Raw genomic sequence first — 26,663 nt, 5'->3', positions numbered from 1 at the left:
GGGGGCCGGCACCCTGGCCGCGACCCGGCGGCCACGGCAAGTTCGTGATCATGAAATCACTCCTGGTCGCGGCCGTGGTCGCGCTCTCGCCCCTACCGCCGCCGCAGCCGGAGCTGTTGCAGGCGGCCATCTCCGACCTGGAGAACCCGGCGGCCACGTCGGCTCAGCTGCGGGTGTCCGGCAGCGCGGGCGAGTGGTACGGCACCGCGGGGGTCGCGGACCGGCGGACGCGGTGCGCGGTCCGGCCGGACGACCGGTTCCGGATCGGCAGCGTCACCAAGGTGTTCGTCGCGACGGTGGCCCTGCAGCTGGTCGCCGAGGGAAGGCTCGACCTGGGGACTTCCGTCCGGCAGCACCTGCCCGCCCTGCCGGAGACGTTGCGGGACGTGCGGGTCGGTCACCTGCTCGACCACACCAGCGGCATCCCGTACGAGGTCGGCTTCCCCGACCTCGGCACGCCGGAGAAGGTGCTCGAGCACCGCTGGGACCGGTACGCGCCCGACCGGCGGCTGAAGATGATCCCCGCCGTCGAGCCGATGTTCACCCCCGGCACGAAGCAGCAGTACCGGGGCATCAACTACGTGCTCGCCGCGATGGTCGTCGAGGAGGTCACCGGCCACGGCTACGGCCACGAGGTCGAGAAGCGCATCGCCCGTCCGCTGGGGCTCACCAAGACCTACGTGCCGGGCCGGTACGAGACCGGGATCCGCGGCGCCCACGTCCACGGGTACCTGGACGTGCCGGGCAGGGGGCTGGTCGACGTGAGCGAGTTCAACACGTCGAAGTCCTACGGCGAGGGCGACATGATCTCCACCACCGGCGACCTCACCCGGTTCGCCGAGGGGCTCTTCGGCGGCGAACTGCTGCCTGCGCCGTTGCTGGACAAGATGTTCACGCTGCCGGACGTGTCCATGGTGGACGGTGGAGAAGCCGCGTACAGCACAGGGCTCCAGACGTTCACCGTCAACGGCGTCGAGGTGTGGGGCAAGACCGGGGAGCAGTTCGGCTACAACGCGGGCCTGTTCTCGACGCGGGGCCAGCAGCGGCGGATCGCGTACTCGTTCACGCCGGTGGCGCGGGACGCCACGCAGCAGCAGATGACCCTGCGGATCGCGAACGCGGCGACCAGCCCGGCGGTGGACCGGCCTTGATCCGGTGCTGCGCCGTCCTGTGCGAGCTCACGCCGTGATGATTCGCCGGGCGCACAAGTCACCCCTTCGTGCGCTCGGCGAGTTGCCCAGGATCTTCGGACAGCACGTGGGATGCGTTCCGGGGCGAGTCGTCGACCTGCCCGCGCCGTTCGGGCCGGGGAAGGCCGTGACGGTGCCGGGCCGGCGCTCGAAGCCCACCTGGTCGACGATGGTGCGGCTCCCGCAGACCTTGGTCAGCCCCGCGTTGTGAGCACCTACTCACCGTAGCGGCACTGACCGCCTCCGGTGAGTCGAATCGCCGTGCCGGGTACCGCGATTTCCACTGTGGACCGTCGAAAAAGCACTGTTCAACTGTGGAAACACGGTTGCCAGGCTTGATTCACCCCGTTGTGCGAACAGCTGGCGGCCGCCCGCTCCGGTGGATTACCGCGATCACTCGGGGTGAGAACGAGTGCGGTGTGGATCGGCGTCCCCGGAAAGGTGGCCGCGACACGACGGATTCTGTCTCGAAGCGGACAATCGGCGAAATCGATCGTCAATGGACGAATCAGCTACCGGTTCGAGGATGCGACAGGTTGATCGGCGCCCGGTCAATGACACGAGCGGACGAAAACCAGACCGAAACGGCGAAATCCGGGCCGTTCTGTGGCGGAGGCCACTACGGCCTTCTCCGGTGGCATAGCGGACTCCAGGCGGCGCACCGGTGTTCGTGCGTACGCCGAGTGGCGCCACGGCCATCCGGAGCCACCGCCGGCAGGCCGGTCCACCTCATCGCGACCGGGCGAATGAACTGCGGCGATCACGCTGAGTCGCGGCGATCGGCGGCGAATTCACCAAAAGGACGCAGTGACGGAAAGCGACGCCCGGACACGCTGCGTCCCGCTGGAACGTCCGGGTATGTCGTTGTCAAGTTGCCGGTGATTAGCTGCCGCGTTTCCGGGGGCCGGTTCGGGAAAGGCCAGTTCGACAGCGCTTTCGCCCGCCCGGTCAGAGCGCCCCTGACCAGCGGGAGCGCGTTCCTTCGCGACGACGGCGGTTCCCCCGGACCGAGCGAACCTCGGCACGGGGGGGTGTTGCGATGGTCAGGGGACTGAGTAGTCTGCACACACCCCTCAAGATCATCGCTGTTGATCATGCTGATCTTGCAGTGCTATCTTTCCGTCGCCAATTCGGGTGGTCGTGGAGCGTTGTGAAGCGTAAGAACGTGCCGGACACGAATTACAAGACAATTCGTTCCCGGCTCACTGGTGTCGTGGTGGTTCCCAGCATCGTCCTCTTGGCCATGTGGGCGCTGTTCTCGTCCTACACGGTGTTCGAGGGGCTGTACCTCCAGCTCGTCGCCTCCGGTGTGAAGGACGCGTCGATCCCGGCCGTCCAGTCCTTCGCGTCGCTGCAGAAGGAACGCGAGCTCAGCATGACGAGCCTGAGCCGTCCCGGCACGGGCACGACGGCGCTCGCGAAGCAGCAGTCGGAGACCGACGCCGACCTCGCGAAGATGAAGACGGCGTTCACCGATCTCGCCTCCCAGGCGCCGCAGGAGGTCGTCGACGGGATCGGCAAGCTCAACGGCCTGCTGGACCAGCTCCCCGACGTGCGGGCGCGCCTCGAGTCGGGCGCCGCGTCCAAGGACGAGGTCTACCGCTACTACAACAGCCTGCTGGACTCCGGCGCCTCGCTGTTCACGACGCAGGCCCGCATCGTGCCGGACGCCGAGACCGTGACGGCCGCGCTGCTCGCGCCCCAGTCGTTCCAGGCCGTCGACTCGATGTCGCGGTCCGGTTCGGTGGCGGCCGCCGCGCTGGCGGCCGGCAGGTTCACGCCCGAGGAGCACCGCGAGTTCGCCCAGCTGATCGGGTCCTACCGGTCCGCGCTGACCGGCATGGAGCCGTTCGTGCTGCCCGAGGTGCGCGACCACTACAAGCGGATCGTCGCGAGCCCGCAGTGGCAGCAGCTGGCGACCATGGAGAACCGCCTGCTGCAGGTCGCGGAACGGCCCATCGGCAACCAGGTCACGCTGGCCGACTGGGAGAACGCGAGCCGGGCGGTGTCCACCGAGCTCACCACCATGGTCGAGGAGCAGTCCAACGGCGCCGTGAACCTCGCCATGGCGAACGGCAAGTCCAAGTTCACCTCGGTGCTGATCGGCAGCCTCGTCGCCCTGATCGCCGTCATCATCGGCATCCTCGTCGCCGTCCGCGTGTCGAACCGCCTGGTCAACAAGGCGTTGATCGTCCGCCTGACAAGCCTGAAGAGCGACTCGCTCAAGCTCGCCCACGAGCGGCTGCCCGACATCGTCGAACGGCTGCGCGACGGCAAGCACGTCGACGTCGCGGCCGAGGTCCCCGCGCTCGACTACGGCAACGACGAGATCGGCCAGGTGGCCGACGCGTTCAACGCCGCGCAGTACACCGCCGTCGCCGCGGCGGTGAAGGAGAGCCAGACGCGTGAGGGCGTGAACCGGGTCTTCCTCGACATCGCGCGCCGCAACCAGGGGCTGGTGCACCGCCAGCTCAAGATCCTCGACAAGCTGGAGCGCGAGGAGGAGAACCCCGACCACCTCGACGCGTTCTTCCAGCTCGACCACCTGGCGACCCGCGCCCGCCGCAACGCCGAGAACCTGATCATCCTGACCGGTGAGCAGCCGGGCCGGCAGTGGCGCAAGCCCGTGCGCATGCTCGACGTCGTGCGCGCCGCCGTCGCGGAGACCGAGCAGTACGCCCGCGTGAAGGTGAACCCGGTGCCCGAGGTGGCGCTGGTCGGCGCCGCGGTCGCGGACATCATCCACCTGATCGCCGAGCTCGTGGACAACGCGACCTCGTTCTCCTCGCCGCGCTCGCAGGTCGAGATCCACAGCAGTGAGGTCCCGCAGGGCCTCGTGATCGAGATCGAGGACCACGGTCTCGGCATCAAGAGCGAGGACCGCGAGCAGCACAACAAGATGCTGGCCGCGCCGCCCGACTTCGAGGCGATGCGCCTGCGCGGCGAGTCCCGCCTGGGCCTGTTCGTCGTCGCGCGCCTCGCCGCGCGCCGCCACGTCCGGGTCGAGCTGCGGGACTGCCCGTCCGGCGGCACGATCGCGCTGGTGCTCATCCCGTCCGAGCTGGTCGTCGGCGAGGCGGGCGTGGTGGAACCGGTCGACGCGGCCCAGATGCCCAAGCCCTCGTTCCGGCAGCAGGCGCTCCAGCAGGCCGTCGCGCCGGCGGAGACCGTCCCCGCGGTGGAGCCCTCGGTTCCGATGCAGGGCGACCTCACGCAGGACTCCCGTCCCACCGAGGCCTTCCAGCTCAACGAGTTCTGGGCCGGGAGGGCAGTGGGAAACGGCGGAGACCCGGGCCCGGAAGGAGACCTGGACAGCAGCAGCGGTCACATCGAGCTGCCCCGGGAAGACCGCCTGGCCGGTGCGTGGCCGACCGACGACCCGGCGGAAGGTGAGAAGACGACGCGACAGGACACCAGGCCGGAGCTGCCGCGCCGCAGGCGGCAGCAGCACCTCGTGCCCCAGCTGGCCAACGACGACCTCCGGCCGATGCCCGACCTCGCCGAGTTCAACCCCGAGGAACGGGCGGAACGAACCCGCAACGGCATGACCGCCTTCCAGCGTGGCACGCGTGACGCCCGCCAGGCGGACGACGTCGTGGAACCGTGATTACGACACTGAAAGGGCTATTTCCGTGGACGACCTGACCGGCGGGCACCCCGAGCTCAACTGGCTGCTGGAAGACCTCGTCGCGAGAGTGGTCGGCGCCCGGCACGCGGTGGTGCTCTCCGCGGACGGCCTGCTGCTCGCCCGATCGCCCGAGCTGTCCAAGGACGACTCGGACCACCTCTCGGCGATGGCCTCGGCGTTCCAGAGCCTCGCCAGGGGCACCGGACGGCACTTCGGGGGTGGGCAGGTCCGGCAGACCATCGTGGAGATGGAGCGCGCGCACCTGTTCGTCACCGCGGCGGGCCAGGGCGCCTGCCTCGCGGTCGTCGGTGACGAGGACGCGGACATGGGCATGATCGCCTACGAGATGAACATGCTCGTGAAGCGCGTGGGCGCCTACCTGTCGTCGGCGCCCCGAACACTGGCGTCGCCGCGGATGCCCAACCCGCTTGGCCTGTCATGAGCCAGCACTCCGGCGACTGGTGGTACGACGAGGCGGCGGGCCCCATGGTCCGCCCCTACGCCATGGTGAGCGGTCGCACGAGGCCCAAGCCCGCGGGCGAGGACCTGACCCTCACGACCCAGGTCAGGGCGCTCCGCACGAACTCCGAGCAGGGCACGCTCTCGGTCGAGCACCTGGAGATCATCAAGCTCTGCCGGAAACCGCTCTCCGTCGCGGAGGTCGCCGCCTACCTGCACGCGCCGCTCGTGGTCGTGAAGGTGCTGCTGAGCGACCTCATCCAGCGCGGTGACGTCATCACCCGCGACCCGTCCAGAACGGCGGTCCCGGTGGACATGAACCTACTCCAGAAGGTGCTCGATGGTGTCCGTGCAATCTGAGCAGGTGCGGGAGGACCTCTCCGTCCCCTCCTCCGTCAAGATCGTCATCGCCGGTGGGTTCGGCGTCGGCAAGACCACGATGGTCGGCGCCGTCAGCGAGATCACCCCGCTGCGGACCGAGGAGCTGCTCACCGAGGCGGGTGAGGAGATCGACGACCTCGCGGGCGTCGAGGGCAAGAACACGACCACCGTCGCGCTGGACTTCGGCCGCATCACGATCAGCTCCGAGCTCGTGCTGTACCTCTTCGGCACGCCCGGCCAGGACCGCTTCTGGTTCATGTGGGACGAGCTCGCGGTCGGCTCGATCGGCGCGGTCGTCCTCGTCGACACCCGCAGGCTCGAGGCGGGTTTCGGCGCCATCGACTTCTTCGAGCGCAGGAGGATCCCGTTCATCGTGGCGGTGAACTGCTTCGAGGGCAGCCACTCCTACACGGCGCAGGAGATGCGCGTGGCGCTCGACGTCTCGGACAACGTGCCGCTGGTGCTGTGCGACGCCCGCGACCGCGAGTCGTGCAAGAAGGTCCTCGTCAGCGTGATCGAGCACGCCATGAACCGGCTCGACGTCATGGCCTGACCTCCGCGACGGCTGAAGCCCTCGGTGACGTCCACCGAGGGCTTCAGCCGTTCCCGGGCTACGGCCTGACCTGCTCCAGCCGGCACCGGAACGGCCTGAGCATCGCCGGTGCCTCGACGAGCCGGTAGCCGGGAACCTCCTCGGCGTTCCCGGCGATGCCCGCGAGCGTCTCGGCCACGTACTCCAGGTGGCTGCGGGTGTAGACACGGCGGGGGATCGCGAGCCGCACCAGCTCGAACGGCGCCGGCGTGACCAGCTCACCGGACGCGTCGATCTCACCCAGGTAGAGCGAACCCAGCTCGGCGCACCGGATCCCGCCCGCGAGGTACAGCTCCGAGGCGAGCGCGTGGCCGGTGAACCTGCTCGGCGGGATGTGCGGCAGCAGCCTGCCCGCGTTGAGGTACACCGCGTGCACGCCGGCCGGGCGCACGCTGTCGACGCCGGCCTGCCGCGCGCACTCCGCCAGGTAAGCGGTCGCGTCAGCCCGCTCGCGCAGGTACAGCGGGTCGGTCACCTCGATCATGCCCTGCGCGCACATGTCCAGGTCACGTCCGGAAAGCCCGCCGTACGTGCGGAACCCCTCGGTGGCCATGAGCATGAGCTCGCACTGCTTGGCGAGGTCCGCGTCCTGCAGCGCCAGCATCCCTCCGATGTGGACGATGCCGTCCTTCTTCAGGCTCGCCACGCAGCCGTCGGCCAGCCGGAACGCCAGCTTCGCGACGTCGCGCGGGCTGTGGCCGCGGTACCCCTCCTCCCGCTGCGTCACGAGCCACGCGTTCTCGGCGAACCTGGCCGCGTCGAGGATGAACGGCACGCCGTGCTTGCGGCACAACGCGCTCGCGGCCTTGAGGTTCGCCATCGACACCGGCTGCCCGCCGCCGCCGTTGTTGGTGATCGTCATGAGCACCAGGCCGACGTCCTCCGGCCCCGACAGCGTCCGCTCCAGTGCCACGAGGTCGATGTCGCCCTTGAACGGCGCCTCGCTGTCGAGGTTCGCGGCCTCCGGGCAGGGCAGGTCGCGCACGACGCCGCCCGCCAGCTCCACGTTCGCGCGGGTGGTGTCGAAGTGCGTGTTGCCGACCGAGAGCTGCCCCGGCTTCAGCAGCGCGCCGAACAGGATCCGTTCCGCCGCACGGCCCTGGTGCACCGGGAAGATGTGCGTGTACCCGGTCAGCTCCTCGGCGACCTCGCGGAACCGGAACCACGACCGGGCGCCCGCGTACGTCTCGTCGCCGCGCATGCCGGCGGCCTGCTGCTCCGCCGACAGCGCGCCGGTGCCCGAGTCGCTCAGCAGGTCGATCGTCACGTCCTCGGCGGTGAGGTTGAACTGGTTGTACCCGCCCTCGGCGTATCGGCGTTCCCGGTACTCGCGGGTCGTGATGGGAATGGGCTCGACGACCTTGATGCGGTACGGCTCCACGTGCTGCCTTTCTAAGCGGACAGTGCTCTGGTACGGGGTGGCGTCACGGCGTACGCCTCGGAGGACAGGTAGACCGTGACTCCCGGCCTGGGCCTGCCGAGCCGCAGCGAGATGTGGGCGATCAGGCCGACGCCTTCACCGAGCGGCCGCCGGACGAGGCTCGCCAGCGCCATGAAGAACGGCGAGGGGTCGAAGCCGCACCTCACCATGATCGCCAGCACGCGTTCGCACGCCTCGAGGTCGTCCTGCACGTAGTCGCGCACCGGGATGTAGAGCGAGTAGCCGCTCGGCCGGTCGGTGTCGCCGGACAGGAACGTGTAGCTCGACATCAGCGGGCGGCGGGAGAAGGGACCGTCGCCGCCGCAGGCGATCTCGCAGACGTCGGTCAGCAGCGCCGGGTCCACGTCCGGCACGGCCTGCGCCGCGCGCACCACGTCGGCGATCACGGCGTCCTCGTGCGAGACGTAGGTCTTCACCCTGGCCCGGCTCTCGTCGGTGAGGTCGAGGGCGAAGAAGGAGAACCGGTCGAGGCCGTCGCGCCGCAGGGCGTTGCGGGAGACGGACGGCAGCGCCGCGTCGAGCCCCAGCCGGGACAACGCCTCGGCCACCAGGGGGGTCGCGCTCTCCCGGCCGCGCACGTCGGGGTTGAGGTAGACCTTCACGCCGGGAGCCGCCTCGCGTCCGACGATCAGCGAGAACCAGAACGCGAACTCGCCCTGCGGGTCCTCGGGCAGGAACAGGTCGCGCACCCGGTCGAGCAGTCCGAGCCGCACCTGGTGACGCGCCGCCATCCCGTCGAGGACGCCGAGCGCGGCGCCCAGATTTGCCCGCTTGCCCGGTTGCCCGGCGAGCGGCTCGACGATCATTCGCACGACCGGGTGCTCGTTTCGGGCCAAAGCCACGGAGAATTCGACGGGAGTGTGGTCGTCGGCCACGGAAGAGGGCCAATGGGGGACCGCGGAGAGGGGCAGTCCGCCACCGGGTCCCAATGCCTCACCCAGCAGTTTTGTCGCGCTTTCGGCTGACTCCGCTAAACCTGCGGCGCGCAGGAGGTCATGTAGTTGTCCAATGGCGAAATCGCGCAAAGACGGGGCTGGCGCGCTCAAGATGGGGCACTCCTGATCGGCCGGGAATCAGTCGGGTGCAATCCCTGACGGGGTGGAATCGCGAACTGAATTCTCTCAACCAGCCACATGCCCAGGTCAAGGGCCAACGGGGTTGCGTGCAACACTCTCTCCTGTGATCAAGGTTGCACCGCTCGGGGTATTGACTTGACTGCTTCCGGTGGTCGACGTGCGCAATTGTGTCTGCGGGTATGAGTGTGCTATGCGCTGAATCCTCCGGTTTCGCAGAGTGAGCGTTGTGCGATAAGCGACCGTCTGGTACCGAGTTCGTTTGGTGCCCGTTTGTTCCGGAACAAAGGAAAACGGGGGTGTTCGCGGGCGCGAACACCCCCGTTCGGGGCTTGTGCGAAACCGGTCAGGAACGCGACTTGGCGCACCGCTCCATGCCGGGACAACTGCGGATCATGCGGACCACGGGCGCGGCCTCGATCGTCCCGGGAGGCTCCACCGCCCCTCCCGGCCACTGCACGGAGATCGCGATCGCCGACGTGTTGTTGTCGTAGCTCTTCTCCAGCAACGCCCGGTCGGCGTTCACGACGTTGACGACGTCGTAGATCCCGGACTTCACGTTCGTGAGGTCGAGCCACTGGAAGTCGACGTCGTGCTTGTAGTCGTCGCCGGAACCGACCGAGATCCCGAAGATGACGTCCAGGGCGGACGGGTTGTGGTGCTCGCACATGTGTCCCTTGAGGCGTTGCGCGAGCTTGCCCGCCGGGCTCTCGGCGTCCGACGGTCTGTTCAGGAGGACGTCGCCGACCGTGTACCGGTCGCCGATGCAGAAACCGTTCTTGCGGTCGGTCACGACGATGCCGCCGTCGGGCGTGCGCAGCTGGAAGTACTCGAAGCTGAGCAGGTGCCAGTGCTCGTGCGTGGCGGCGGGCTCGTAGTACGCGCTCGCCGTCGTCTCCCGCCGCGCCTCGGTGAACGAGCCGGCGATCGAACCGTCCACACCGGACTGAACGGCCTGGCGCACCCGCATCGTCGGCGTCGAGGTGTCGGCGCGGTGCGCGTGCAGCAGCAGCGGGCCGTCGCCGACGTTGTCGATCGACGTCGTGAAGCGCAGGCGGACGGCCTTGGCCTGACCGCCGCCGCGGTGCGTGCACTGGCCGCGCGGTGCCGAGGCGTCCTCGACGAGGCACACGTCCCAGGCGCGGCACGACAGCGGCGAGCCGGAGAAACCTCCCGGGCAGCCGACGGGCGCCTGGCGGAGGTCGGGCAGCAGGGGAGCGGGGTCGGCCTGGACCTGCTGCGAGGAAACGAGGTTGACTGCGGTGATCGTGAGTGCCGCGATCACCGCGCCGATTCTGCCGGCCATGCGGTGTTCTCCTGGTCGGGGGAGCTCCTGGCGTCGCGCAGGAGCGCGTCCGTCACCGTGCGGGAGAGCTCGACGCTCGAGTTCCAGCTCGTGACGTTGGGGTAGACGTGGGCCGTGGTGGCGAGCCTCAGCCGGGTGCCGGGAACCACGACGGCCGGGCGCCGGGTGAGGTAGCCCAGCGGGTACACCGGTTCGACGAACGGCGCCTTGAAGACGCGCACCTCGTCGACGTCGTCCACCGCAAGTCCACTGTGGATGCTCAGCAGCTGCTCGGTCCAGCGGCGCGCGATGCTGTCGGAGTCCTCGAGGTACAGCGCGGACTCCCGGCCGGTGTAGTGCATGACGTACACCAGGTGCCGGTCGTCGTAGCGCTCGGAACCGGTGAGCGGCGTCATCTCGATCACGCCGTCGAAGTCCGTGCCCGAACGCAGCACCGGCGCCCAGTAGTGGCCGGACAGCGGCTTGCGCAGGAAGAAGAGCGCGTTGACCACGCCCTGGTACGGCAGCTCCACCTCGGGCAGCAGCGGAGCGAGGCCGGCGTCGGCGATCGCCCGCAACGATGGCAGCGGCACGGTGGAGACCGCGTGGCCCGCCTCGATCGTCTCGCCGCCGGGCAGCGTCACGACCACCCGGTCCGGTCCGGCTTCGAGCCGCGCGACCGGCGCCGAGGTGCGGACCTCGCCGCCGTGCGCCTCGATCGAGGCCCTCAGCGCGTCGATCACGCTCCGGTAGCCGCCCGCCGGGTAGCCGCGGACCGACTCGTTGCTCTCGCGGCCCAGGCGCTGCCACAGGTACAGCGCGGGCACGTCGCCGAACGCGGCGCCGAACTTGGCGCCGAACATCGGGGCGAGCAGCACCTCCCAGATCCGGTCGCCGTACAGGCCGCGCAACCAGTCCTCGGTGCGCGTCAGGTCGAGGTCCCTGCTCCTGCCCAGCCTGCGCAGCAGCAACGAGACCACGCCGAACCGCAGCCGGTCCACGAGGCCCAGCGGCGTGAACCGCAGCAGGTCCAGCGCGGAGTTGAACGAGTGGCGGGTGCCGTCGACGACCATTCCCATGCTGGTCGGCCGCCACTCGACGCTCTCGCGCAGGCCGACCTCGTCCAGCAGCTCCAGCAGCGCCGTGTCGGTCGGCATCACGCAGTGGTAGAACCGCTCCACGGTCCGGCCGCGCGACGTGAAGAACGTGCCGAGACCGCCGAGCTGGTCGCTCGCCTCGAGCAGCGTCACCGCCATGCCCCCGCGGGCGAGCCGGTGCGCCGTGGCGAGACCGCAGATGCCCCCGCCGACCACCACCGCACGTGCGGCCATCAGAGCTTCCGGAACGGAACTGGCGCGAGGCGGTCACGCGTGAGCAGGAGCAGGTACTGCACCAGCGTGCGGCCGAGGCGGAGCTTGCTCGCGCCGGGCTTGCGGTCGTAGTGCAGCCGCATCGGGATCTCGCTGACGGCCGGGCCGCAGTGCCGCAGCTTGAGCAGGAGCTCGACCATGCAGGCGAAGCCGCGTTCCTCGACGAGCCGCTCGCCCCAGTGCGTGGTGGCGCGGCGCAGCAGGCTCACCCGGTACGCGCGGAAGCCGCTCGTGAAGTCCTGGACCCCGTCGAGGTGCAGCACCCTGCCGAACACGACGCGGGCGCCGCGGGAGAGCAGCCGGCGCCAGCGCGGCGCCGTCGAGTCGTCGCCGCCCGCGACGAACCGGGAGCAGATGACGACGTCCGCGCCGGCGTCGATCTCGGCCAGCAGCGCGGGGAACGCGTCGGGGTCGTGCGTGTCGTCGGCGTCCATGACGATCAGGACGTGGTCCGGCTCCGCCTCCGCGAGCGCCGCCCGCAGTCCCGATTGGACGGCCTGGCCGAGGCCGAGGTTCACCGGGTGGCGCACCAGGCGGACGTCGAGCCCGCGCACGTCGGCCACGCAGTCGCCGGTGCCGTCGGACGAGCCGTCGTCGACGACCCAGACCGTGATCCGGTCGGCGAGGTCGGTGCCGGCGATGCGGCGCAGCAGCGACGGCAGCGCCACGGCCTCGTTGTAGGCGGGCAGGACGACGTGGACGTCGCCACACGTGCGGATCGGCTTCTGCACGATGGCGACCGGCTCATCGGCCGAATGCCGGATGCCCTGTTCGTCGACTCTCACTCTGGCGCCCCCTCTTCGGTGGCTCGTGGTTGATGGCATCAATTATTGACAGGTCGTGCTAAAGCTTTGAGGCGGCCCTGGGTGAGTTCAGGGCGTGGCCCACGTCAAATGCTCACGACCTGCGTTCACGCGAAACACAGAAGAGGGACATTGATACCCGAAGAGATGATTTCTCAGCGTTCATACACCCTTTAGAGCAGTTTTGCGGCCACAACTCCTTCGATCGGATGATCTTCAATGAGGCGATTCTCGGCGGTTGCCGATCCCGCAGCACCCCACCCGGAGCAGGAGGCTGAGCACCGGAGCCCCGCGCAGCGCCCCCTCAAGCCGTCCTCGGTCCGTCGGGACCTGCTCAGCCGGGTGAACGCGGTCGCGGTCCTGCTGGTCCTGGCGGACTGCACGACGCTCGTGGCGGTCGGCGTCCACCGCGACCTCGGCTGGCTCTGGGGTGGCGCGACCGGGGTCGCGGTGCTCACGATCAGGGGCACCTGGCGGCTCTACCGCCGGCGGCTGTGGCTGTCGTGGCTCGAGGACCTGCCGCGGTCCGCGGCGAGCACCGCCCTCGCGTTCGCGCTGCTGTCCGGCGCCGGTCTGATCTGGGGCGCGCCCGCGGCGGACCTGGCGGCGGCGCAGCGGGCGATGATCGCGTTCGCGCTGGTCATCGAGCCGGTGAGGTGGTGCGTGTTCGCGTTCGGCCGGTGGTGCCGCCGGCGGTTCGACCGCTGCGACCGCACGATCATCGTCGGCGCGGGAGAGGTCGGCGTGAACCTCGCGAGGACGATGCTCGAGCACCCGCAGTTCGGCCTGCGGCCCGTCGCGTTCGCCGACTCCGGTCCCGACCCGGACCGGCAGCCGCCGGTGCTGGAGGTCGTCGACGACGACCTGGCCGACGCGATCGTGCGGCTGCGCGCGGGCACCGTGGTGCTCGCGTTCTCGCACACCCGCGAGTCCCCGCTGGTCGACGCGGCGATCACCGCGCACCGGCTCGGCTGCTGCACGCTCGTCGTGCCCCGGATGTACGAGCTGCACCCGGACGGCCCCGGCGTCGAACGGCTGCGCAGCTACCCGCTGATGCGCCTCGGCACCGCCCCGACCAGCAGGCCGACCTGGTGGGTCAAGCGCGCGGCCGACCTGGTGCTGGCGGCGGTCGCGCTGGTCGTGCTCTCGCCGGTGATCGGCCTGTGCGCGCTCGCGGTGCTGGTCGAGAGCGGTCGCCCGCTGTTCTTCCGGCAGGTCCGCGTCGGCATGGACGACCGCACGTTCACCCTCTACAAGATCCGCAGCGTCCGGCAGACCGGCGAGGACGACTCCCAGGTGAAGTGGTCCGTGGTGGGCGACTCGAGGGTCGGTCCCGTCGGCCGGTTCCTGCGCAGGACCTCGCTCGACGAGCTGCCGCAGCTGTGGAACGTGCTCAAAGGCGACATGTGCGTCGTGGGGCCGCGCCCGGAGCGTCCCGGTTTCGTTCGCGAGTTTTCCGCAATTCACGAGCTATATTGGGCTCGCCACCGCGTTCCGACCGGCTTGACCGGACTCGCTCAGGTCCACGGGCTGCGGGGTGACACTTCAATAGCCGACAGGTCTCGCTACGACAACTATTACATCGCGAACTGGTCGTTGTGGCTCGACCTGAGGATTCTACTCATGACGGCGGGTGAGTTGTGTTGTCGGAGAAATCGCTGATACGTCGATTCGCCGCTATCGCCCTCGTGCTCCTGTCCAGTGCGTGCATGGTGAGTGCCGCGGAGCCGGATCCGACCATCACCGGGCCGGCGCCGAAGCCGCTCGCGCCCTGCGCGTGGTGGTACGGCGTCGGCGACTCGCCGACGCAGTGGGAGATCAAGGCCGCCGCCAAGCACTACGACGTCGTCGTGCTCAACGCGTGGGAGACGGCGGCCATGCGCAAGCTCCACGAGCTCAACCCCGAGGTCAAGGTGCTGGTCTACAAGGACTTCTCCAGCACCCGCAACTACTTCGGGGCGGTCGAGGGCAACCGCGACGCCAAGTACCTGCCCACCGGCATCGGGTACTTCGCGGCCGAGCAGCGGCACCCGTCCTGGTTCGCCACGGACACGCTCGGGCAGCGCATCGAGTGGAAGGGCTACCCGAAGCACTGGCAGATGACGGTGTGGGACGCGGCCTACCAGAAGGCCTGGACCGACGCGGTCGTGAGCGAGGTGGTCAGCGAGGGCTGGGACGGCGTCCTGGCGGACAACGACTTCAGCTCGCTCAAGTACTACTCGTCCGCGGTGCTCGCGGGCACCCCCGACGCCGCGGGCTCGGACCGCCTGCTGCGCGAAGGGCTCGACGGCATGCTCCAGTTCGCCGGCGACGCGCTCGAGAAGGCCGGGAAGATGCTGGTCCCGAACGTGTCGGAGTCGCAGCTGACGCCGGGCCGGTGGTCGGCGCACTCGCGCTACTCGGGCGCGATGGAGGAGAACTTCGGCCTGCGGGGCGACGACGGCACCGGCGAGCTGATCACGTTCCAGGGCAACCAGTTCAAGGAGCAGCGCGCCCAGGCCGCGCTCGGCGAGTCGTGGCTGCTGCTGATCACGCACACGAGGTCCGACAAGGAGGAACGCGTCGGGTACGCCTCCGCCGCGCTCCTCGCGAGCCCCTACACGTGCTGGACGAGGGCACGGCCCGACTACAAGAGCCCGTACTGGTCGCTCTACCAGGACGCACGGCTCGGCGAGGCGGTCGAGACGGCCAACCGCCTGCCCAACGGGGTGTGGAACCGCCGCTTCTCGGGTGGCTGGGTGGCCGTGAACCCGACGAGGACCTCCGCGCTGCTCACCCCTCCGCCCGGCCTCATGACGCTCAAGGGCGAGGCCGTGCCGCTGCAGCTCGACCTGCCCGCCGCCGACGCCGTGGTGCTGGTCAACAGGCCGAGCCGGCAATGAGCTCGCCGTAGAGGTCGAGGTGCCGCCGCGCGCACACCTCGGCGGTGAACCGCTCCCGTGCCCTCATGGCGAGCAGCGCGCCCGTGCTCGCGGGGTCGGGGTCGGCGAACAGGGCGCGCAGCCGTGCCGCGAGCGCCTCCACGTCACCGGGCCGCGGGCACTCCTCGCCCGGCACGCCGAGCATGTCCGCGACGCCACCGGTGTCGGTCGCCACCACGGGCTTGCCCGCCGCCATGGCCTCCGCGACGACGAGCGGCTGCTGCTCCATCGTGGACGGCAGCACCAGCGCGTCGTGCTTCAGCAGCAGCTCCGGGACGTCGCTGCGGAACCCCAGGAACCGCACGCGGTCGCCGAGACCGCGCCGGGTCACCCTGCCCTCGGCCTGCGTCCTCAGCGGACCGTCGCCGACGACCGTCAGCGTCGCGTCCCGCGGCATCGTGGTCTCCAGGGCGTCGAGCAGGTCGAGCAGTCCCTTGCGTTCGACGAGCAGGCCCACGAACACCAGCTTGCGCACGGGGCCGGTGGGCGGGTTCGCGATACCGACGTCGACGCAGTTGTCGATGTGGGTCATGCGGTGCGGCGGCACGTAGAGCCGTTCGCGCAGGAACCTGCCCATCTCCCTGGCGGGGACGACGGTCCGGTGCACGACACGGGCCACCGCGGCGTCCGCGGCCAGAACGGCCCTGGTGTAGGCCGGGGGAGGGGTGGCGCCGCGGACGTTGCGGAACCACGGCTCGGCCACGTCGTCGGGCACGCCGTGGTAGGTGTGCACGATCTTGGTGCCGGTGGTCGCGAGACCCGCGCTCACCAGCCCCGCCCTGCGGTCCTGGGCGTGCACCACGTCCGGCCGCCACGCCCTGATCGCGGCGCGGGCCTGTCTCGCCGCAGCCATGTCGCCCTTGCGCGTCACCAGGGTCTCCTCGAAGAACGGGTCGACGAGCCCCGCGCCGCGCCGGGGTCGCGGACCGAACACCCGCACCTCGGCGGCGCCGGACTCGGCCAGCGCGCCCGCGAGGCGCACCGTCACGTCCACCGGGCCACCGCTGTCCTGGGTGAGCAGGTAGGCGATCCGTGTCATCGTCGTCCTTCCACGAGCTTCTCGGTGAGCGTCACGATGTGGTCGGTCATGCGGTCGCGGTCGAACAAGGTCTCGGCCCTGACCCGGCCGCGCTTTCCCTCCGCGGCGGCGAGCTCGGGGTCCGCGAGCCGCAGCGCAATCGCTTGCGCCAGGGCCTCCACGTCACCGGCGGGAACGACCTCACCCGCGTCGTCAACGCTCTGCCGCACGCCCTCGACGTCGAACGCGACGACGGAACGCCCGCAGGCCATGGCTTCCAGCGGCACGAGCGCCATGCCCTCGGCACGGGACGGCAGGACGACCACGTCGGCCTCGGCGTAGAAGCCGGCCACGGCGTCGCTGTACCCGTACCAGTAGACGTTGCGGTGTCCGGTCGCGCGGAGCTCCGCCGCCATCGGGCCGTCGCCGACGATCACGAGCTCGGCGTCCGGGACCTGGGCCAGCACGCGCGGCCAGGCTCGCAGCAGCAGGTCCTGGCCCTTCTGGTGGGCGAGCCTGCCGACGCAGACCGCCGTGGGGGTGTGGTTCTGCTTGGCGCGCGGGCTCAGGCGCCGGGTGTCGACGCCGTTGCAGACGACTTCCGCCGGTGCGCTGACGCCGGCGGCGCGGCCGACCTCTTCCTCGTCGTCGCTGACGCAGAGCAGGAGGTGGGTCCAGCGGGACGCCCAGGCCTCCCAGCGGGCGCAGGCGTGGCTCAGCGCCCCCGTGGCGACGCGGAACGACCAGAGGTGCGGCTGGAAGATCGTCGGGGTGCGGCCGCGCAGCACGAGTCTCGCCAGGCCGGCCTTCGAGCTGTGCAGGTGCACGACGTCGGGGCGGAGCGCGTCCAGCGTCCGGCGCAGTGCGCGGAGTTCGCCGGGGGTCCGCGGTCCGGGGGTGCGCGTCGCCGGCCAGGGGTGCACCGGGATCCCGGCCTGGCGCGCCTCCTCGGCGAGCCGGCCCCGGGGTGGGCAGGCGATGCTGACGTCCCAGCCCCGCCGTTGCTGGGCGCGGGCCAGGTCGAGGACCACGACGGCGACGCCGGCCTCGACCGGCTGCGTCACGTGGACGATCTTCACGCGCGCTCCTTCAGTCCGATGAGGACGGTGCGGCTCAGGGGCAGGGCGATGGCGCAGTAGGTGAGGAGGAGGACGAGGCCGGTGGCGATGACCGCCGCGACGCTGTGGTCGTCCGGCAGCACCGTGCTCAGCGCGAGGCACGCCGCGGCGCCTCCCAGGACCCCGGCCAGGCCTCGGAGCGGCAGCCGGAACGCGAGGCCGTTGCGGGCCAGGACGAACCACGCCGCCGGCACCAGCAGCCACACGACCGCCAACTGGGCGACCGCCACCGCGGCCACGCCGTGGCGCGTGGTGAAGGCGAGCGCGGTCAGCAGCGCGACGAGGTGGCCGGCTTCCAGGGCGAGGTACTGGCGGGTGTGCCCGGCGGCCCTGATCACCTGGTACCAGACGTGCAGCAGGCCGAGGCCGAGTCCGTAGCCGCACAGCAGGACGAGGAGTGGCGCGGCGTGCGCCCACTGCTCACCGAGGACGACGATCCCGTCGGCTGTCAGCGCGACGACGACGTACAGGCCGCCGGTGATCACGAGGGTGGCGGTGGTGAACCGCCCCGCGGTCCCCGCGAGCCGATCGCTCCGTCCACTCCGGACCAGTTCGGCGCAGAGCGGGAACAGCACGCCGCCCAGCACGACCGCGATCATGATGTACGGCACCCAGGCGATGCGGAACGCGAGCGAGTACCCGCCGACCGCCTCCGGGCCGAGCACGTGGCCGATGGCGAGGTAGTCGACGTTGATCAGCAGCACCGCGATCAGGGCGCCGGGGCCGACGACGGCCAGCCACCTCCCGGCCTCCGCCGCAGCCGCCTGGTCCCAGGTGGGCCGGATCCGCGCTCCCGCGACGGCCGCGAGGACCGGCTGGGCGACCGCGGTGCAGAGCAGGCCGATCACGAGCGACGTGGGACCGGTGCCGTTCGCCGCCAGCGTCACGGTGACCACCGCTCCGAGCAGCATGCCGCCCGCGTCGGGGAGCATGCGGCGCCGGAAGTCGAGGTCGCGGTGCATCAACGCCATCTGCACCCCGCCCGCCGCCGTGAACGGCAGGGTGAGCGCGGCCAGCCGCAGCATCCCGGCGGCGTCCGGCGCGCCCAGCGCCGCCACGACCGGGTGCGCGGCGGCGATGATCACCGCGGCGAGCACCGTTCCCGCCGCGACGCTCATCGTGAGCACGGTCCCCGCCGTCGTGAGCGGGTCGCGCGCCGTGCGGCTGACGATGTCGTAGACGCCCATCGCCTGCACGACCTGGCCGATGTTGACCACCGACACCACCAGCGCGACCGCGCCCAGGTCGGCCTCCGCGAGGAACAGGGCGAGCGCGAGGGTCACCACGATCTGGCTGCTCTTGCTCACCAGGTTGACCGCGAAGAGCCACAGCGACCCCCGCACCGCCACGTCCGTCATGCGACGCGCCGCCGTGTGTGCCGCACCGCGAAGACGACCAGCACCACCCAGGCCGCGACGAGCGCCGCCCCGTCCAGCGTGACGCTGGCCCTCGCTCCGAGCAGCGACCTGACCACCGTGTCGAGGAAGTACAGGTGCGCGAACGGGACCACGGCCAGCAGCGTCGCCACCGCGGCCCACCGCCAATGGCCGTCCCGGCGGTGCCGCCAGCAGAGCACCGCCATCGCCGTCATGGCCGGAACCGCGATCAGGACGTCGCCCGGCTGGTGCACCAGCGCCACCACGATGCCGAGGCAGATGAGCAGATCCGCGACCCGCGCCCCTGCCGCGGTCCGGTCGAGCCTGCGCGCCAGCGACGCGGTGACGGCGAGAACCCCGCACAGCGCCAGCAGTTCCGCGGCGGGAGGCAGCCAGCCGGTCGTGCGGAAGAACACCGCCGGCAGGTCGACGCGCTGGGCCGTCACGGAGTCAACCGCGCCGTACCCGGTGCTGCTGGCCCACGCCAGGTTGCGCTTGATGACGTCGAGGAACTCGCCGACGCCGCTCCTGCTGACCAGCAGCACCACGACGGGCACGCTGGCCAGCGCCGCCACGCCGGTGCCCTGCAGGGCGACCCTGCGATCGCCCCTGGCGCACAGGACGAGTGCCAGCGGAAGCCCGAACTGCGGCTTGAGCCAGGCGATCGCGAGGGCCGCGCTCGCCCAGCCGGGGTTGGTGGTGCGCAGCAGGAGCGCACCGGCCGTGGCGACCGCGATCAGCGGGTTGACCTGGCCGATGTACATCTGCGCCTTGCCCACCTGGCTCGTCACCAGCAACGTGCCGATGACGACGGTGCCCGCGACGAGCGGCAGCTTCGACGTCCGGGCCGCCATCACGGCGAGGACGACCAGCAGGACGAGGCACGCGAGCGCGAACGAGACCGCGCCGACGCGGTAGTCCGGCAGCGCGAACGGCAGGTGCAGGACCAGGTGGTACGGCTGGTAGAGGTTGAAGTTCTGCCGCACCGGCCAGTGGTCGAACATGACCGCCGGGTCGTAGGGGTTGCCGCCGCCGAGGAACTCCCGGATCGGGAAGTACAGCGCGTCGCGGAAGTCCTGCATGCGCTCTTCGGGGAGGTTCGCCTCGGTGGGGAGGGGCACCTCCCAGGACGGCTTGAGCGCGCGGAAGGCGCTGAGGGCGCCGGCCAGTGCCGTCAGGGCAACCAGGACGGCTTGGGCGAGACCCGCCCGGTTCGTGGTGGTGGTCATTCCGGCAGCACCGCCAGGGCGACCGAGATCGCCGCGATCGCGACGAGCACGGCCAGGGCGATCAGGCCGGCGAGGGCCGCCGTCGTGAGGACAGCCGTCATCGGGATCGATTCGGACTGGCGGGCCCCCTGGGGGGACTCGGCCCCCACTCCCATCGTCTCAGGCGGGTCTGACAGTTCTGCGGCATCGTCGGCGCGGTCGGTCGTTTCCGCTGCCGCGCCGGTAACGGGCTGTGCGGGTGTGGTGGAGGTGGGCTTCGGGTTCGGTGCCGCATCGTCGGTGGGCTGGGCGTCGGTTGCCGGACCGCTGACGGGCTGCACGTCGATGCCGGGCTGTGCAGTGGTGGCGGGCTGTGCGGTGGTGTCGCGCTGTGCGTCGGTGCCAGGCTGCGCATCAGTGCCGCGCCGTTCGTCTGTGCCGGGCTGTGCGTCCGCCTCACCGGCGCAGGGCGTCTCCTCGTCCGCCCCGCCGGTGCCGGACTTCGCGATCGCGGCCACACCGGCGCCGAACCCGGCCGTCGCCGTACGCGCTCCGGCCCGCGCGGCGACGGTGGTCCGGAGACCCGCCAACGCCGCCACACCGGCACGCAGCCTCTCCCCGGCGTTGAAACCCGCCGCGGCCTTCGTCGTGTTCACGCCAGCACCACCGCCACCAGCACAGCCGACTCGGGCAGCACCGCCAGGGCCGTCGCGAGGTCGTGGCGGCGGCTCCGGTCCTGTGGAACGACGGCGATCACCGCGGACCCCTCCGCGGGCTCCGAGGCCTTGTCCGGCAACGCCCGTGCGAGCTGCTCGGCCCGGTCCGCCAGCTCCGGCCCGACCGGCAGCACCCGCACGGGCCGTGCGGCCGCCACGCAGAGCGCGCTGAGCCGCGAGGTCAGGTTCGGATCGTCGTCGGAAGCCACCACCACCGGGTGGGTGATGCCGGCGGACGCCAGGGCGGGGCTCACCGCGTCGGCACGCAGCCGCCGGAACGCCGTCACGGCGGCACCGGCGATCACCGCGGCGACCAGGGCGAGGCCGGTGGCGAGGCGCCAGTCCGGCGTCACCTGCTTCGCCTCGGGACGCGGGTCGACCAGGCGGAAGCGGGCCGCGGGGGCGAGCAGGTCGGCCTCGATCACGGCCCGCGCGACCGCGGTGACGGCGGCCGAGGCGTGCTCGGCCGAGTCGGCGCGGACCGAGATCCTGGCGACGCCGGAGGCCGGGACCAGCTCCACGGCGATGGCGCCGGCCAGCGCGGCCGGCGTGGTGCCCGCGGCCTTGGCGGCCGCGTCCAGCACGGACGGGCTGCGGACCAGCTGTACGACGGCCGGTGCGGCGAGGGAGGTCACCTCGCCGAACTGGACGCTGTCCGCTGTGGACGGTGTGGCGAGCAGGGTCAGCCTGCCCTCGGTCACGCCGTCGCGCAGCGCGATGGCGAGCAGTACGGCGACGCCGACGAGGACGGCGGCCAGCACGCCCTCCAGCACGACTCGGGGAGCGTTCATCGTCCCTCCAGGACGGTACGGAGCAGTTCGTCGTAGGACTTCATCAGGGTGTGCGCGCCGGCCGGGCCGTCGTGCGAGGCCGCCACCGAACGCGCGGCGGGGGAGTTCAGCAGGGCGCGCAACGCCTTCGCGGTCTGCTCCGGGTTCCGGCGGGGCACGAGGACCCCGCCACCACCGGCCAGTACCTCACGCACACCGTCCACATCGGACGCGACGATCGGGCGGTGCGCCGCCAGCGACTCGAGCAGCGCGATCGGCATGCCCTCCCAGTCGCTGGTGAGAACGGTGACGTCCGCCGCCTCGAGCAGGTCGCGGACGTCGGTGCGGGTGCCCAGGAACCGGACCCGCGGCGGGGCGCCCGCCTCCAGCGCCGCCCGCAGGCTGCCGTCCCCGGCCAGCCACAGCTCGGCGTCGCCCGGCACCTGCTCCCACGCGTCGAGCAGCACGTCGTGCCGCTTCTGCGGTTCCAGCCGCGCCGGGCACAACGCCACCGGCACGTCGGGCGGCGTTCCGATCCGCGCCCGCACGGTCGCGCGGTCGGTGGTCGGCGGCGACGGGAACACGGCGTTCGGGATCACCACGACGGAGCGGAGCCCGGCGTCGCGCAGCCGTCGCGCGGCGGCCTCGGCGACGGTGACGACGACGGTCGAGACCCGGCGCAGGACCCGGACGGCACCGGCCACGTCCGCGTCGGCCACACCGTGGAACACCGTCACCACGGGCCGGCGCGGCGCCGCGATCCGGGCCACGAGCGACGCGGAGACGTTGTGCGCCACCACGACGTCCGGAGCGAACCGGCGCACAGCGGCACGAGTCGCCCACGCCGCGCGCGCCACACCGAGCGGCGAACGGCGCGCGACAGGCACGTCGAACACCGGCAGCCCCGCCCGGCTCACCTCGTCCGCGCGGAACCCGCCGCCGCTGGCCACCGCCGACTCCCAGCCGACGTCACCGCCCGCGAGCGCCATCCCGGCCACGAGCGCCTCCGCGCCACCGGCGCCCATCTCGCTGATCACGTGCAGGACGCGCATCGCCCACTCCCTTCCCGCGCACGGCGTTCGACCGCCACCGCGAGGGCGACGAGCGACCACAGCGGCAGGTAGTACTGCTCGGACAGGAAGATCGAGGCGACCAGCACGGCGATCAGCGCCGCCTGCAGGGCCAGCGCCTCACGGCGGTCCGCCACGACGCGCAACGCCCGTTCGCTCGCGACGAAGCCGACCACGACCAGCGCGGCCAGCAGCGCGAACCCGGCCACGCCGAGCTCGGCGGCGACCTCGAGGAACAGGTTGTGCGCCACCGGGGTCTGCTCGTCGATCTCCGCGTTGTGGCCCGCCGCCGCGTACTGCCGGCGGAACCCCCCGGGCCCCACGCCGAGCACCGGGTCGTCGGCGAGCATCCGCGCCGCCGCCTGCCAGCGCAGCATCCTGGTGTCGGCGTTGGTGCCCGCGATGTGGCTCTTCTCCTGCAACGCCCGCGCCAGCCCGGCCTGGGCCGCCGGGGCGAGGACCAGTGCCGCCAGACCCGTGACCGCCGCCGTGACGACCACCGCGCGGACCGGCAGGCCGCGCCGGGCGATCAGCCACAGCAGCGCGCACGCCAGGGCGAGTCCGCCGCCGCGGGAGAACGTCGCCGCCGCGCCGGCCACCAGCACGGCGCCCAGCAGCAGCAACACGATCCGCGACCGGCGCCCGGTGGGGAGCGCCACCAGCAACGGCAACGCCGCCACGAGGACGAACGCGAGGTCGTTCGGGTCCTCCAGCGGCCCCGCGGCCCGCGGTTCGCCGCCGACGAGGCTGAGCAGCCCACCGGCCGCCGCCACGACCGCACCGGCGACCGTCGCGGCGAGCAGCGCGCGGACCGGCACCTCCCGCGCGGCCACGTCGGCCAGCACCACCGTGACCACCAGGAACGGCGCCCACCGGACCAGGTACTCCAGCGTGAACGGCTCGGCCAGGTGCACCGCGGAGGTCGCGAGCAGCACCACCGCCAGCGACGCGACCACCAGGTGCAGCGGGTGCGGGGCGGGCAGACGCCGTCGCTTGACCAGCGAGAACACCCACACGGCGAGCAGCGCGGCGGGCACGACCTTCGCCGACTGCCCGTGCACCCGCAGCAGGTAGCCCTCCAGCGGCGCCAAGGCCACCGTCGCGCAGGCGAGGACGCGCAGCAGGACCGTCAGCCCCATGCGACCGGGTCCCGTTCACGCAGACCGGCCGCCGCCACGCGCTCGACGTGCCCACCGGTGCCGACGACCTCGAAGTCCTTGCGCAGCAACGACAACACCCAGCCGAGCAGCGCGACCTTCTCGCGTCCGGGGACGGCCATGCCGGGGAAGAACTCCATGCCGGGCGCCTCGGCGCCGGAGAGCACGTCCGTCGGGTGCAGCAGCAGTGACGGGGACACGTTGCGGGCACGGCACAACCGCAGCGCCGTGCGGAAGTACCCGCGGGCGAGCTTGGGGGAGATCTGGTGAAGTTGCAGCAGGTACGCGCCGTGGACCGGCACCCTGAGCAACGGCATGGTCGTCACCGGCAGCTCGACGATCCCGCCGCCCCGCCAGCGGAACGGCGTGTTGGGCGCCTTCACCCTGCCGAACCCGCCGAACAGGTCCTCGCCGCCGTCGGTCGAGCCCGCCGACCGGTTGTGGTACGCACGGGCGAGCGGCCCGATCCACGTGGGCAGAACGCTGGCGTCGTAACGGTATCCGCGCCTGCCGAGCACGTCGAGCAGCCGCGGCGTGACGCTGAAACCGGGGCCGCGGAACCCGACGGGCTTCGGCGCACCGGCGGCCATGATCGCCTCCTCGGCGCGCAGGACCTCCTTCTCGACCTCCTCGTCGGTGAGGCGGTGCAGCCACGGCTGGTGCCAGAACGAGTGGTTCGCGACCTCGTGCCCGGCGGCGACGACGCGTGCGACCGCCTCGGCGCCGTCGTCGCGTTCCGCGTCGGCACCGACGACGAAGACCGTGGTGGTCAGCCCGTGCTCACCGAAGACGTCGAGCAGGCGCGGCACCGCGGACGGCAGGAAGCTCGGCCTGCCCTCCCACCGCGGATCGCCGTGCGTCCGCAGGTACGCCCACAGGTTGTCGAGGTCCAGCGAGACGCTGGCGACGGGCTTCACCGCTCACCGCCGGTGGGGACGAGCTCCCGCGCGGGCTTGGCGGCGGCGCCGAGCACCAGCACCCCGGACACCACCAGCAGCACGCCCAGCACGACCCACCACTCGCGCCCGGCCGCGATCCGGTCGCCCATCACCGCGAGCCCGGCGGCCGAGGCGATCACGACCGTGGTCGCGTCCATCGAGGCCACCGCGGACGTCGCCGACCCGCGCTGCAACGCCGTCGCGAGGCACGCCTGCCCGACGAACGCGGCGACCACCATCACCCACGTCAGCGGGTGCAGGAGGAGCTCGGGCACCGGCTTGCCGGCGACGTTGCGCGCGGCCACCGCGACCACCGCGAACGCGATGCCGGCGAGCACCGGCGTGGCGGCCTTCCACGTCCGCGCCAGCGGGAGCACCGCTGCCGTGGCGAGTCCCAGCACGACCAGCGCGGGCACCAGGGGCAGTTCCTCGGCCGTGGACGGCGCCGCGGCCCCCGTCAGCAGCAGCAGACCGCACGCCATCGCCACCAGCACCGCGATCTCGACGCGCCGGATGCGCCAGCCGAGCAGCAGCACCCCGACCACCGTGGCCAGCCCGACCGCGCACGACGACCCGGCCTGCACCAGGTAGAGCGGCAGGTCCTCGCGGGCCAGGAACGCGAACGCGAACCCGCCGACCTGCCCCGCGAACCCCAGCAGGTACAACCGGTCCCCGGCCAGCCGCGCGAGCAGCCCCACGCCCGTGCCGGGACGTTCGTCGGCCCTGCGGGCGGCGACGGTCTGCGCGACTATCCCCAGCCCGTAGAGCACAGTGGACACCGCAAGAGCCAGATGACCGGACACGAAGGACTCTCCGTTGGTTCGGGCGGGAACACGCGATGGCGCGCCTTCAGGTGACGGTCGCACAGTACGACACTCTTGTGCCGCAACACTTTCGAGCGATGTTCCGGACAACACCTTCGGGTGAACGGCGGCGGGATCGGCCGAATTCGCCGAGATCGCTCAGTACCTTCCCGCCGTGCGGGAAACGAACACCGTGACGATCGTCTGCGGAACCAGGCCGGAACTGATCAAGCTCGCTCCGCTCGTCGAACACTTCGGCAGCGCGTGCACGATGATCTACACCGGCCAGCACTACGACCGTTCGATGTACTCACTCATCCGCCGCGATGTGCCGGAGCCGGGCGGTTTCCACGAACTGCGCCTCGGTGGCCTGCGCCGCGGCGAGGGCCTGGGCCGTGCCGTGGCCGCCGTCGACGAGGTGTTCGCCTCCGAACGCCCGTCCGTCGTGATCGTGCAGGGCGACACCACCTCCGCCCTGGCCGGCGCACTGGCCGCGAACGCCTGCGACGTGCCCCTGGTGCACGTGGAGGCGGGGCTGCGCAGCTACGACCGCGCGATGCCCGAGGAGCACAACCGGGTGCTCATCGACCACCTCTCCGACCTGTGCTGCGCGCCCACCTCGCTGAACCGCTCCAACCTCCTCGGCGAGGGGATCGCGCACAACCGGATCGCGGTCACGGGCAACACCGTCGTCGAGGCCCTGGCCCACGCGCTGCCTTCTCCCGAGGAGGAGGCAGCGGTGCTGGGTGGGCTGGGGCTGAAGCGCGATCGCTACGTGCTGGCCACGATCCACCGGCCGGAGAACGTGGACGACCCCGCCGCGCTGGAGACCATCCTGCGGTCGCTCGGTGATCTGCCCCTGCCGGTCGTGCTGCCCCTGCACCCCCGGACCGCCACCCGTGTCGAGGCCTTCGGCTTCGGCTGGTTGCTGCACGGCCTGCGGGTGGTGCAGCCGCAGCCGTACCGGCCGTTCCTGGCGCTGGCGCACGGGTCCGCGGTGGTCGTGTCCGACTCCGGGGGCATCCAGGAGGAGGTGAGCGTGCTGAAGCGGCCCGTGGTCGTCGTCCGGCGGAGCACGGAACGGCCGGAGATCGAGGGGACGTTCGGCACGCTCGTCCCGCCCGGCCCGCTGGTCGTCGGCGCGGTGCTGGCCTGGCTGGACGACGTGCCGGCGCACCGGGAGGCGTTGCGCCGGGTCCCTTCGCCGTACGGGACGGGTTCGCCCTCCGAGCTGATCGCCGCAGCGGTGCGCCGGATGCGGCGCCCGGTCGCCGCCTCGGTTCCGGCCGCCGTCTAGGACACCACGTCCGAGCGCGGGCAGGGCTGCGGGTGGGGGCTACCGCTTT

24 protein-coding genes are annotated in these 26,663 nt (G+C 71.5%); 9 read left to right on the top strand and 15 right to left on the bottom strand.

Going from position 1 to position 26,663, the window contains the following annotated elements:
• The first annotated feature begins 50 nt into the window (after nt 1–50).
• From BLQ91_RS22150 to BLQ91_RS22125, 6 genes are all read left to right on the top strand, one after another.
• A complete protein-coding gene (locus BLQ91_RS22150) occupies nt 51–1,151 on the top strand; it encodes a serine hydrolase domain-containing protein (protein WP_090099584.1) in 1,101 nt (366 codons plus the stop codon).
• Nucleotides 1,152–1,257: 106 nt separating this feature from the next.
• A complete protein-coding gene (locus BLQ91_RS43800; RefSeq protein WP_176959892.1) occupies nt 1,258–1,401 on the top strand; it encodes a hypothetical protein in 144 nt (47 codons plus the stop codon).
• Between the two features lie 1,005 nt (nt 1,402–2,406).
• Entirely contained in the window at nt 2,407–4,797 is a 2,391-nt protein-coding gene (locus BLQ91_RS22140) for a sensor histidine kinase (protein WP_245733732.1), read from the top strand.
• Between the two features lie 25 nt (nt 4,798–4,822).
• Complete coding sequence (locus BLQ91_RS22135) at nt 4,823–5,260, top strand: roadblock/LC7 domain-containing protein (RefSeq protein ID WP_090099343.1); 438 nt, start codon at nt 4,823–4,825, stop codon at nt 5,258–5,260.
• A complete protein-coding gene (locus BLQ91_RS22130) occupies nt 5,257–5,637 on the top strand; it encodes a DUF742 domain-containing protein (protein ID WP_090099341.1) in 381 nt (126 codons plus the stop codon). The genes BLQ91_RS22135 and BLQ91_RS22130 overlap by 4 nt, the downstream gene beginning before the upstream one ends.
• Nucleotides 5,618–6,211, top strand: coding sequence for a GTP-binding protein (locus BLQ91_RS22125; protein ID WP_090099339.1), 594 nt, complete (start codon nt 5,618–5,620; stop codon nt 6,209–6,211). The genes BLQ91_RS22130 and BLQ91_RS22125 overlap by 20 nt, the downstream gene beginning before the upstream one ends.
• Nucleotides 6,212–6,269: 58 nt before the next feature.
• Here the strand turns inward: BLQ91_RS22125 and BLQ91_RS22120 are convergent, their stop codons facing one another.
• From BLQ91_RS22120 to BLQ91_RS22100, 5 genes are all read right to left on the bottom strand, one after another.
• Entirely contained in the window at nt 6,270–7,631 is a 1,362-nt protein-coding gene (locus BLQ91_RS22120; RefSeq protein WP_090099336.1) for a tryptophanase, read from the bottom strand.
• 11 nt (nt 7,632–7,642) lie between these two features.
• Nucleotides 7,643–8,620, bottom strand: coding sequence for a tryptophan dimethylallyltransferase family protein (locus BLQ91_RS22115; RefSeq protein WP_245733731.1), 978 nt, complete (start codon nt 8,618–8,620; stop codon nt 7,643–7,645).
• Between the two features lie 490 nt (nt 8,621–9,110).
• Nucleotides 9,111–10,070 (bottom strand): lysyl oxidase family protein, encoded by a 960-nt coding sequence (locus BLQ91_RS22110; protein WP_090099334.1) that lies wholly within the window; start codon nt 10,068–10,070, stop codon nt 9,111–9,113.
• Complete coding sequence (locus BLQ91_RS22105; RefSeq protein WP_090099332.1) at nt 10,046–11,380, bottom strand: NAD(P)/FAD-dependent oxidoreductase; 1,335 nt, start codon at nt 11,378–11,380, stop codon at nt 10,046–10,048. Before BLQ91_RS22105 ends, BLQ91_RS22110 begins: the two co-directional genes overlap by 25 nt.
• The gene (locus tag BLQ91_RS22100; RefSeq protein WP_245733730.1) at nt 11,380–12,204 is read right to left on the bottom strand and encodes a glycosyltransferase; all 825 of its coding nucleotides are present in this window, start codon (nt 12,202–12,204) and stop codon (nt 11,380–11,382) included. Before BLQ91_RS22100 ends, BLQ91_RS22105 begins: the two co-directional genes overlap by 1 nt.
• A 360-nt stretch (nt 12,205–12,564) precedes the next feature.
• Between BLQ91_RS22100 and BLQ91_RS22095 the strand changes: the two genes are divergently transcribed.
• Both BLQ91_RS22095 and BLQ91_RS22090 read left to right on the top strand, forming a co-directional pair.
• On the top strand, nt 12,565–13,884 hold the full coding sequence (locus BLQ91_RS22095; RefSeq protein ID WP_245733729.1) for a sugar transferase: 1,320 nt from the start codon (nt 12,565–12,567) through the stop codon (nt 13,882–13,884).
• A gap of 47 nt (nt 13,885–13,931) precedes the next feature.
• Nucleotides 13,932–15,104 carry a putative glycoside hydrolase family 15 protein gene (locus BLQ91_RS22090; protein WP_090099327.1) on the top strand — a complete coding sequence of 391 codons (1,173 nt, stop codon included), beginning with the start codon at nt 13,932–13,934 and terminating at the stop codon, nt 15,102–15,104.
• Here the strand turns inward: BLQ91_RS22090 and BLQ91_RS22085 are convergent.
• The 10 genes from BLQ91_RS22085 to BLQ91_RS22040 are packed head-to-tail and all read right to left on the bottom strand — an operon-like array spanning nt 15,082 to nt 25,317.
• On the bottom strand, nt 15,082–16,182 hold the full coding sequence (locus tag BLQ91_RS22085) for a glycosyltransferase family 4 protein (RefSeq protein WP_090099326.1): 1,101 nt from the start codon (nt 16,180–16,182) through the stop codon (nt 15,082–15,084). The genes BLQ91_RS22090 and BLQ91_RS22085 overlap by 23 nt on opposite strands.
• Nucleotides 16,179–17,240, bottom strand: coding sequence for a glycosyltransferase family 4 protein (locus BLQ91_RS22080; protein WP_090099325.1), 1,062 nt, complete (start codon nt 17,238–17,240; stop codon nt 16,179–16,181). Before BLQ91_RS22080 ends, BLQ91_RS22085 begins: the two co-directional genes overlap by 4 nt.
• Nucleotides 17,237–18,637: an oligosaccharide flippase family protein gene (locus tag BLQ91_RS22075; protein WP_090099324.1), complete on the bottom strand. Its 1,401-nt coding sequence runs from the start codon at nt 18,635–18,637 to the stop codon at nt 17,237–17,239. The genes BLQ91_RS22080 and BLQ91_RS22075 overlap by 4 nt, the downstream gene beginning before the upstream one ends.
• Nucleotides 18,634–19,884 (bottom strand): glycosyltransferase family 87 protein, encoded by a 1,251-nt coding sequence (locus BLQ91_RS22070; protein ID WP_090099323.1) that lies wholly within the window; start codon nt 19,882–19,884, stop codon nt 18,634–18,636. Before BLQ91_RS22070 ends, BLQ91_RS22075 begins: the two co-directional genes overlap by 4 nt.
• Entirely contained in the window at nt 19,881–20,519 is a 639-nt protein-coding gene (locus tag BLQ91_RS22065; RefSeq protein ID WP_090099322.1) for a hypothetical protein, read from the bottom strand. Before BLQ91_RS22065 ends, BLQ91_RS22070 begins: the two co-directional genes overlap by 4 nt.
• Nucleotides 20,516–21,370 carry a hypothetical protein gene (locus BLQ91_RS22060; protein WP_143022756.1) on the bottom strand — a complete coding sequence of 285 codons (855 nt, stop codon included), beginning with the start codon at nt 21,368–21,370 and terminating at the stop codon, nt 20,516–20,518. The genes BLQ91_RS22065 and BLQ91_RS22060 overlap by 4 nt, the downstream gene beginning before the upstream one ends.
• Nucleotides 21,367–22,401, bottom strand: a complete 1,035-nt coding sequence (locus BLQ91_RS22055; RefSeq protein ID WP_090099580.1) for a glycosyltransferase — start codon at nt 22,399–22,401, stop codon at nt 21,367–21,369. The genes BLQ91_RS22060 and BLQ91_RS22055 overlap by 4 nt, the downstream gene beginning before the upstream one ends.
• The gene (locus BLQ91_RS22050) at nt 22,383–23,558 is read right to left on the bottom strand and encodes an O-antigen ligase family protein (RefSeq protein ID WP_245733728.1); all 1,176 of its coding nucleotides are present in this window, start codon (nt 23,556–23,558) and stop codon (nt 22,383–22,385) included. The genes BLQ91_RS22055 and BLQ91_RS22050 overlap by 19 nt, the downstream gene beginning before the upstream one ends.
• Nucleotides 23,549–24,493 carry a polysaccharide deacetylase family protein gene (locus BLQ91_RS22045; RefSeq protein WP_090099320.1) on the bottom strand — a complete coding sequence of 315 codons (945 nt, stop codon included), beginning with the start codon at nt 24,491–24,493 and terminating at the stop codon, nt 23,549–23,551. Before BLQ91_RS22045 ends, BLQ91_RS22050 begins: the two co-directional genes overlap by 10 nt.
• A complete protein-coding gene (locus BLQ91_RS22040; RefSeq protein WP_090099319.1) occupies nt 24,490–25,317 on the bottom strand; it encodes a hypothetical protein in 828 nt (275 codons plus the stop codon). Before BLQ91_RS22040 ends, BLQ91_RS22045 begins: the two co-directional genes overlap by 4 nt.
• Nucleotides 25,318–25,492: 175 nt before the next feature.
• On the opposite strand from BLQ91_RS22040, the gene wecB reads away from it, so the two are divergent.
• The gene (wecB, locus tag BLQ91_RS22035; RefSeq protein WP_245733727.1) at nt 25,493–26,614 is read left to right on the top strand and encodes a non-hydrolyzing UDP-N-acetylglucosamine 2-epimerase; all 1,122 of its coding nucleotides are present in this window, start codon (nt 25,493–25,495) and stop codon (nt 26,612–26,614) included.
• Nucleotides 26,615–26,663 lie beyond the last annotated feature (49 nt).

This window comes from Lentzea jiangxiensis (assembly GCF_900104175.1).
Classification (GTDB): Bacteria; Actinomycetota; Actinomycetes; order Mycobacteriales; family Pseudonocardiaceae; genus Lentzea; species Lentzea jiangxiensis.
This window is presented reverse-complemented; position numbering and strand designations above follow the sequence as displayed.

What these genes read in the sequence shown, in the direction of transcription:
- BLQ91_RS22050 (WP_245733728.1), bottom strand. Translation starts at nt 23,558, where the DNA reads ATGGGGCTGACGGTCCTGCTGCGCGTCCTCGCCTGCGCGACGGTGGCC.
- BLQ91_RS22125 (WP_090099339.1), top strand. Translation starts at nt 5,618, where the DNA reads ATGGTGTCCGTGCAATCTGAGCAGGTGCGGGAGGACCTCTCCGTCCCC.
- BLQ91_RS22150 (WP_090099584.1), top strand. Translation starts at nt 51, where the DNA reads ATGAAATCACTCCTGGTCGCGGCCGTGGTCGCGCTCTCGCCCCTACCG.
- BLQ91_RS22130 (WP_090099341.1), top strand. Translation starts at nt 5,257, where the DNA reads ATGAGCCAGCACTCCGGCGACTGGTGGTACGACGAGGCGGCGGGCCCC.
- BLQ91_RS22070 (WP_090099323.1), bottom strand. Translation starts at nt 19,884, where the DNA reads ATGACCACCACCACGAACCGGGCGGGTCTCGCCCAAGCCGTCCTGGTT.
- BLQ91_RS22075 (WP_090099324.1), bottom strand. Translation starts at nt 18,637, where the DNA reads ATGACGGACGTGGCGGTGCGGGGGTCGCTGTGGCTCTTCGCGGTCAAC.
- BLQ91_RS22085 (WP_090099326.1), bottom strand. Translation starts at nt 16,182, where the DNA reads ATGACACGGATCGCCTACCTGCTCACCCAGGACAGCGGTGGCCCGGTG.
- BLQ91_RS22105 (WP_090099332.1), bottom strand. Translation starts at nt 11,380, where the DNA reads ATGGCCGCACGTGCGGTGGTGGTCGGCGGGGGCATCTGCGGTCTCGCC.
- BLQ91_RS22055 (WP_090099580.1), bottom strand. Translation starts at nt 22,401, where the DNA reads ATGCGCGTCCTGCACGTGATCAGCGAGATGGGCGCCGGTGGCGCGGAG.
- BLQ91_RS22060 (WP_143022756.1), bottom strand. Translation starts at nt 21,370, where the DNA reads ATGAACGCTCCCCGAGTCGTGCTGGAGGGCGTGCTGGCCGCCGTCCTC.
- BLQ91_RS22090 (WP_090099327.1), top strand. Translation starts at nt 13,932, where the DNA reads ATGGTGAGTGCCGCGGAGCCGGATCCGACCATCACCGGGCCGGCGCCG.
- BLQ91_RS22110 (WP_090099334.1), bottom strand. Translation starts at nt 10,070, where the DNA reads ATGGCCGGCAGAATCGGCGCGGTGATCGCGGCACTCACGATCACCGCA.